2 protein-coding genes are annotated in these 9,155 nt (G+C 49.4%); both read left to right on the top strand.

Going from position 1 to position 9,155, the window contains the following annotated elements; genetic code table 11:
- On the top strand, positions 1–1,548 hold a 1,548-nt coding region (locus AC4CV5_RS20665; RefSeq protein WP_490923786.1), incomplete at its 5' end, for a condensation domain-containing protein.
- 12 nt (positions 1,549–1,560) lie between these two features.
- Positions 1,561–9,155 (top strand): surfactin non-ribosomal peptide synthetase SrfAB (gene srfAB, locus AC4CV5_RS20660; RefSeq protein ID WP_490923784.1); only part of this gene is annotated, 7,595 nt, incomplete at its 3' end.

Raw genomic sequence — 9,155 nt, 5'->3', positions numbered from 1 at the left:
TCGATCAAAGGAATCCAGATGGCGAGCCGCTTGAACCAGCACGGCTGGAAGCTGGAGATGAAAGATCTCTTCCAGCACCCGACGATCGAGGAGCTCACACAATATGTGGAGCGTGCCGAAGGCAAACAGGCAGACCAAGGGCCTGTGGAGGGAGAGGTCATCCTGACACCGATCCAGCGCTGGTTCTTTGAAAAGAACTTCACGAACAAGCACCACTGGAACCAATCCGTGATGCTTCATGCGGCGAAGGGCTTCGATCCTGAACGGGTGGAGAAAACATTGCAGGCGCTGATCGAACATCATGATGCACTCCGTATGATCTACCGTGAGGAGCTGAAAGATGTCGTTCAATACAACCAGGGAATTGAAGCTGCTTCAGCCCAATTGGAGATCATCCAAATCGAGGGCCAAGCGAAAGATCATGAAGACCGCATAGAGAGAGAAGCGGAACGGCTGCAGAGCAGCATCGACTTGCAGGAAGGCGGCTTGTTAAAAGCAGGCTTGTTCCAAGCGGAAGACGGAGACCACTTGCTCCTTGCCATTCACCACTTAGTGGTTGACGGCGTGTCGTGGCGGATTTTACTGGAGGATTTCGCCGCGGTATATTCACAGCTTGAGCAGGGCAATGATCCGGTTCTCCCGCAGAAAACACATTCATTTGCGGAGTATGCAGAGAGATTACAAGACTTCGCGAACTCCAAAGCCTTTTTGAAAGAAAAAGAGTATTGGAGACAGCTTGAAGAGCAGACTGTCGCGGCAAAGCTTCCGAAGGATCGCGAATCTAGTGATCAGCGAATGAAACATACAAGGGCAATCGAATTTTCGCTGACTGCTGAAGAGACAGAACAGCTCACCACAAAGGTGCATGAGGCATATCACACAGAAATGAATGATATTTTGCTGACGGCATTCGGATTGGCGATGAAGGAGTGGACAGGCCAGGATCAAGTAAGTGTTCATTTAGAGGGGCATGGACGTGAAGAAATCATAGAAGACCTGACCATTTCCCGGACAGTCGGCTGGTTTACGAGTATGTACCCGATGGTGCTCGATATGAAGCATGCGGATGATCTGGGTTACCAGCTGAAGCAAATGAAAGAAGATATCAGACATGTACCGAATAAGGGAGTCGGGTACGGCATTCTCCGTTATCTGACAGCGCCGGAACATAAAGAAGACGTGGCGTTCTCGATTCAGCCGGATGTCAGCTTTAACTACTTAGGACAGTTCGATGACATGTCGGATGCTGGCTTGTTCAAGAGATCAGAGCTGCCATCAGGACAATCGTTAAGCCCGGAAACAGAAAAACCGAATGCGCTCGATGTTGTCGGATATATCGAAAACGGAAAACTGAGGATGTCACTGGCCTATCATTCTCTTGAATTTCATGAAAAAACGATACAGACATTCAGCGACAGCTTTAAAGCCCATCTGCTCAGAATCATTGAACATTGCCTATCCCAAGATGGAACGGAACTGACGCCGAGTGACCTTGGCGACGACGATTTGACGCTGGATGAGCTTGATAAATTAATGGAAATTTTCTAATAGAGGTGGCATATGAGCAAAAAATCGATTCAAAAGGTGTACGCACTGACACCGATGCAGGAGGGAATGCTGTATCATGCGATGCTTGATCCGCATTCTTCCTCGTATTTCACACAATTAGAGCTTGGGATTCACGGCGCTTTTGATCTTGAAATCTTTGAGAAAAGCGTCAATGAACTGATTCGGTCATACGATATTCTCCGTACAGTATTTGTGCACCAGCAGCTGCAAAAACCGCGTCAGGTCGTGTTAGCGGAACGCAAAACAAAGGTGCACTATGAAGATATCAGTCATGCGGACCGAGACCGCCAGAAAGAGCATATTGAGCGTTATAAACAAGACGTGCAGCGCCAAGGCTTTAACCTGGCAAAAGACATGTTGTTTAAGGTGGCGGTTTTCCGTCTTGATGCAGATCAGCTGTATCTTGTCTGGAGCAATCATCATATTATGATGGACGGCTGGAGCATGGGCGTCCTCATGAAAAGCCTGTTCCAAAACTATGAAGCGCTCAGAGCAGGCCGGACACCGGCAAACAGTCAGGGCAAGCCTTATTCCGACTACATCAAGTGGCTTGGAAAACAGGACAATGAAGAAGCGGAGAGCTACTGGAGTGAACGCTTGGCGGGTTTTGAACAGCCGAGCGTGCTCCCGGGCCGCCTGTCTGTGAAAAAGGATGAATACGTTAATAAAGAATATTCATTTACATGGGACGAAACACTGGTTGCCCGCATTCAGCAAACCGCAAACCGCTATCAAGTAACAGGACCAAACCTGTTTCAAGCCGTTTGGGGCATTGTTCTCAGCAAATACAACTTTGCGAATGATGTGGTCTTCGGCACGGTCGTATCGGGACGGCCATCTGAAATTAACGGGATTGAAACGATGGCGGGGCTGTTTATCAACACCATTCCGGTGCGGGTAAAAGTTGATCGTGATGCTGTTTTTGCCAATGTGTTCTCAGCTGTTCAGCAGCATGCGGTAGAGGCGGAGCGCTACGATTATGTGCCGCTCTACGAGATTCAAAAACGCTCAGCCCTTGATGGCAATCTCTTGAACCATCTGGTCGCGTTTGAAAATTATCCGCTTGATCAAGAGCTTGAAAACGGCAGCATGGAAGACCGCCTCGGATTTTCTATCAAGGTAGAAAGCGCATTTGAGCAAACAAGCTTCGATTTCAACCTGATTGTGTATCCGGGCAAAACGTGGACCGTCAAAATCAAATATAACGGAGCCGCCTTTGATTCTGCTTTTATCGAACGAACAGCGAAGCACCTTACCCGCATGATGGAAGCGGCTGTCGACCAGCCGGCCGCTTTTGTGCGTGAGTTCGGGCTTGTGGGAGACGAAGAGCAGCGGCAGATTGTCGAGGTGTTTAACCAAACGAAAGCCGAACTTCCTGAGGGAAAGGCCGTTCATCAAGTGTTTGAAGAGCAAGCGAAACGGACGCCGGCGAGCACTGCCGTCGTATATGCAGGAGCCGAGCTGACATACCGAGAGCTGAATGCAGCGGCTAACCGTCTGGCGAGAAAGCTTGTTGAACAAGGTCTTCAACAAGGGGAAACAGCCGCGATTATGAACGGCCGCTCGGCAGAAACCGTTATCGGTATGCTGGCTGTGTTAAAAGCAGGCGCCGCCTATGTGCCTCTTGATCCGGCACTTCCTGAAGACCGTCTTCGTTTCATGGCTGAGGACAGCTCGATTCGATTGGTATTGGCCGGAAAGTCTTATCCAGAGCAGGCGCATCAGCTGCAAGTGCCGGTTCTTACACTGGACAGCGGCTTTGAAGAAAGCGAAGCGGCTGACAATCTCAATCTGCCATCCGCTCCGTCTGATTTGGCGTACATTATGTATACATCTGGTTCGACGGGCAAACCGAAAGGCGTCATGATTGAACATAAAAGCATTTTGCGCCTCGTCAAAAATGCCGGATACGTTCCTATTCATGAAGAGGACCGCATGGCGCAAACGGGGGCTGTCAGCTTTGATGCCGGCACTTTTGAGGTGTTTGGCGCACTGCTGAATGGCGCAGCGCTTTATCCGGTCAAAAAAGAGACGCTGCTTGATGCGAAACAATTTGCAGCATTCCTGCGAGAGCAGAGAATCACCACCATGTGGCTGACATCACCTTTATTCAACCAGCTTGCCGCAAAGGATGCCGGCATGTTCGGCACACTGCGCCATTTAATCATCGGCGGAGATGCACTCGTGCCGCATATGATCAGCAAAGTGAAACAGGCATCACCGTCGCTGTCATTGTGGAACGGATACGGTCCGACAGAAAACACGACGTTTTCAACAAGTTTTATGATCGACCATGAGTATAGCGGCTCTATTCCAATCGGGAAGCCTATCGGAAATTCGACTGCCTATATCATGGATGAACAGCAGCGTCTGCAGCCAATTGGTGCGCCCGGCGAGCTGTGCGTCGGCGGAATCGGTGTAGCGCGAGGATATGTCAATCTCCCTGAGCTGACCGAGAAGCAATTTCTTGAAGATCCGTTCAGACCAGGTGAAAGGATTTATCGCACTGGCGACTTGGCGAGATGGCTGCCGGATGGCAATATCGAATTTTTAGGAAGAATCGACAATCAAGTGAAGGTGCGCGGCTTCCGAATTGAGCTTGGTGAAATTGAAACAAAACTGAACATGGCAGAGCATGTGACAGAGGCTGCGGTGATCATCCGCAAGAATAAAGCAGACGAAAATGAAATTTGTGCGTACTTTACGGCGGACCGTGAAGTGTCTGTGAGCGGGCTGAGAAAAACGCTATCTCAATCTTTGCCAGACTATATGGTTCCGGCCCATTTGATTCAGATGGACAGCCTGCCGCTCACGCCGAACGGGAAAATCAACAAAAAAGAACTGCCTGCACCGCAATCAGAAGCCGTGCAGCCGGAGCACGCAGCACCAGGGACAGAGAGCGAAAAGAAATTAGCGGAGATCTGGGAAGGGATACTCGGCGTCAAAGCAGGCGTTACCAATAACTTCTTTATGATCGGCGGTCATTCTTTGAAAGCGATGATGATGACGGCGAAAATCCAAGAGCATTTTCATAAGGAAGTGCCGATTAAAGTGCTTTTTGAAAAGCCGACTATTCGAGAACTGGCACTTTATTTGGAAGAGAACGAAAGCAAGGAGGAGCAGACGTTTGAACCGATCAGGCAAGCATCTTATCAGCAGCATTATCCTGTATCCCCGGCCCAGCGGAGAATGTATATCCTCAATCAGCTTGGACAAGCAAACACAAGCTACAACGTCCCCGCTGTACTTTTGCTGGAGGGAGAAGTAGATAAAGACCGGCTTGAAAATGCGATTCAGCAATTAATCAACCGGCACGAAATCCTCCGTACATCGTTTGACATGATCGACGGAGAAGTTGTGCAAATTGTTCATAAAAACATATCGTTCCAGCTGGAGGCTGCCAAGGGACGGGAAGAAGACGCGGAGGAAATGATCAAATCGTTCATCAAGCCGTTTGAATTAAACCGCGCGCCGCTCGTCCGTTCGAAGCTTGTCCAGCTTGAAGAAGAACGCCATCTGTTGCTGATTGATATGCACCATATCATTACTGACGGCAGTTCAACAGGCATTCTGATCGGTGATCTTGCCAAAATGTATCAAGGCGCTGATCTTGAGCAGCCGCACATTCACTATAAAGATTACGCTGTATGGCATCTAGAACATGCTGATCATCAAAAGGATGAAGCATACTGGCTCGATACATTTAAAGGCGAGCTGCCGATTCTTGATCTTCCGACGGATTTTGAGCGGCCGTCTGAACGGAGCTTTGCGGGAGAGCGCGTGATGTTCGGGCTTGATAAACAGATGACGGCTCAAATCAAGTCACTCCTTGCAGAAACGGATACGACAATGTACATGTTTTTGCTGGCGGCGTTCAATGTACTCCTTTCTAAGTACGCATCACAGGACGATATCATTGTCGGCTCGCCGACTGCGGGAAGAACACATCCTGATCTGCAAGATGTACCGGGGATGTTTGTCAACACGGTCGCACTAAGAACGGCGCCTGCTGGAGATAAAACCTTTGCGCAATTCCTTGAAGAAGTCAAAACAGCAAGCCTTCAAGCATTCGAGCACCAGAGCTATCCGCTTGAGGAGCTGATTGAAAAGCTTCCGCTTACAAGGGATACGAGCCGAAGTCCGCTGTTCAGCGTGATGTTCAACATGCAGAACATGGAGATTCCATCATTGAGATTAGGAGATTTGAAGATTTCTTCATACTCTATGCTTCATCACGTGGCGAAATTTGATCTCTCCTTGGAAGCGGTCGAGCGAGAAGAAGATATCGGCCTAAGCTTTGACTATGCGACTGCTCTGTTTAAGGACGAGACAATCCGTCGCTGGAGCAGCCACTTTGTCAATATTATCAAAGCGGCTGCGGCTAATCCGAACGTTCGGCTGTCTGATGTAGACCTGCTTTCACCAGCAGAAACGGCCGCTTTGCTTGAAGAGAGACATATGACTCAAATTACTGAAGCGACCTTTGCAGCTCTTTTCGAAAAACAGGCCCAGCAAACACCTGCTCATCCTGCAGTGATGTCCGGCGGAAATCTGTTAACCTATCGCGAGCTTGATGAACAGGCGAACCAGCTGGCGCATCATCTTCGTGCACAAGGGGCAGGAAGTGAAGACATCGTTGCAATTGTCATGGATCGGTCGGCTGAGGTTATGATATCGATTCTCGGTGTCATGAAAGCGGGGGCGGCTTTCCTGCCGATTGATCCGGACACGCCTGAAGAACGAATCCGCTATTCATTAGAGGACAGCGGAGCGAGAATTGCGGTCGTAAACGAAAGGAACATGACGGCCATTGGGCAATATGAAGGGACAATCGTCAACCTTGATGACGCAACATGGAGAAATGAGAGTAAGGAGCGCCCTTCTCCGATCTCCGGATCTCGCAGTCTTGCATACGTCATTTATACGTCCGGTACGACCGGGAAGCCGAAGGGCGTTCAGATCGAGCATCGCAATCTGACAAACTATGTTTCTTGGTTTAGTGAAGAGGCGGGCCTGACGGAAACCGATAAGACTGTATTGCTATCTTCCTACGCATTCGACCTAGGCTATACGAGCATGTTCCCTGTGCTTCTGGCAGGGGGCCAGCTCCACATCGTGCCGAAGGAAACCTATACGGCGCCGGATGAAATGGGGCGTTATATCAAGAAACACGGGATCACATATATCAAACTGACACCGTCTCTATTCCATACGATGGTGAACACTTCCAGCTTTACAAAAGAGCCAAACTTTGAATCCTTGCGCTTAATTGTCTTGGGAGGAGAAAAAATCATCCCGGCTGATGTTCTGGCCTTCCGCAATGTGTATGGATATACCGAATTTATCAATCATTACGGTCCGACTGAAGCAACGATCGGCGCCATCGCCGGATGGATTGATCTGTCTGAATCGAATGCATTCGTAAAACGTCCGACAATCGGACAGCCGATTGCGAATGCCGGTGCGCTTGTCTTAAATGAGGCGTTAAAGCTTGTGCCCCCGGGAGCGAGCGGTCAGCTTTATATCACAGGACAGGGGCTTGCGAGAGGATATCTCAACAGGCCTCAGCTGACAGCCGAGAGATTTATTGAAAATCCATATTCACCGGGCAGCCTCATGTACAAAACCGGAGATGTCGTAAGAAGGCTTTCTGACGGTGCGCTTGAATTTATCGGCCGGGCTGATGATCAGGTGAAAATCCGCGGCTATCGCATTGAGCCAAAAGAAATTGAAACGGTCATGCTCAGCCTCAGCGGGATTCAAGAAGCGGTTGTGCTAGCGGTTTCCGAGGGCGGGCTTCAAGAGCTGTGCGCATATTATACGGCAGATCAAGCCATCGAAAAAGCAGCGCTCCGAAACCAGCTTTCACAAATACTTCCGTCCCATATGATACCTGCTTTCTTTGTGCAGGTTGACGCCATTCCGCTGACGGCAAACGGGAAAACCGACAGAAACGCATTACCGAAGCCGAACGCGGCACAATCCGGAGGCAAGACCTTAGCCGCACCGGAAACAGCGCTTGAAGAGAGCCTATGCCGCATATGGCAGAAAACGCTTGGCATAGAAGCGATCGGCATCGACGACAATTTCTTTGATTTAGGCGGCCATTCATTAAAAGGGATGATGCTCATCGCTAATATTCAGGCCGAGTTGGAGAAAACCGTACCGCTTAAAGCGCTGTTCGAGCAGCCGACAGTTCGCCAGCTTGCGGCTTACATGGAGGCATCGGCAGTTTCAGGCGGACATCACGTGCTCAAACCGGCTGACAAACAGGATATGTACCCACTGTCATCTGCGCAGAAACGGATGTATGTACTGAATCAGCTTGACCGGCAGACGATCAGCTACAACATGCCATCTGTTCTTTTGATGGAAGGCGAACTTGATATTTCTCGTCTGCGCGACTCACTCAATCAGCTTGTGAACCGCCACGAGTCATTGCGGACATCATTTATGGAAGCAAACGGTGAGCCGGTTCAGCGCATTATTGAGGAGACGGCGATTGATCTTCATGTGTTTGAAGCAAAAGAAGATGAAGCGAAACAAAAGATCAAGGACTTTATCCGGCCATTCGACTTAAACGACGCACCGCTCATTCGCGCGGTTTTGCTTCGAATAGAAGCGAAAAAACATTTGCTGCTTTTAGATATGCATCACATCATCGCAGACGGTGTATCAAGAGGCATTTTTGTGAAAGAATTGGCGCTGCTTTACAAAGGCGAGCTGCTTCCAGAGCCTGCGCTTCATTATAAGGATTTCGCCGTTTGGCAAAATGAAGCTGAGCAAAAGGACCGAATGAAGGAGCATGAGGCATACTGGCTCTCGGTTCTTTCAGGCGAGCTGCCGGAGCTTGATCTTCCGCTCGATTATGCCCGTCCGCCTGTGCAGAGCTTTAAAGGGGATACGGTCCGTTTCCGTACGGGAAGCGCAACGGCAAAGGCGGTAGAAAAACTGCTCGCAGAAACCGGAACGACCTTGCACATGGTGCTTCACGCTGTTTTCCACGTGTTTTTAAGCAAAATTTCCGGACAGCGTGATATCGTTATCGGCTCTGTTACTGCCGGCCGGACGAATGCTGATGTCCAGGACATGCCGGGAATGTTCGTCAATACGCTTGCCTTAAGAATGGAAGCGGAAGAACAGCAAACATTTGCAGAGCTTCTGGAGCAAGCAAAGCAGACGAACCTGTCAGCGCTGGAGCATCAGGAATATCCGTTTGAGGACTTAGTCAATCAGCTTGATCTTCCTCGGGATATGAGCCGAAATCCATTGTTTAACGTGATGGTGACGACGGAAAATCCTGATAAAGAACAGCTTGCATTGCAGAATCTAAGCATTTCACCTTATGAGGCCCATCATGGAACGTCTAAGTTTGATCTGACATTAGGCGGATTCACTGATGAAAACGGCATCGGCCTGCAGCTGGAATATGCGACTGATCTGTTCTCAAAAGAGACGGCAGAGAAATGGAGCGAATATGTTCTGCGTTTACTAAAGGATGTTGCGGAAAATCCGAACCAGCCGCTTTCCAGCCTGTCACTCGTCACTGAACCAGAAAAACAAACGCTTCTAGATGCATGGAAAGG

The organism is Bacillus sp. NS1, from assembly GCF_058248265.1.
Note: the sequence above shows the minus strand (reverse complement) of the source record. Positions and strands in the feature narration are given on the sequence as shown.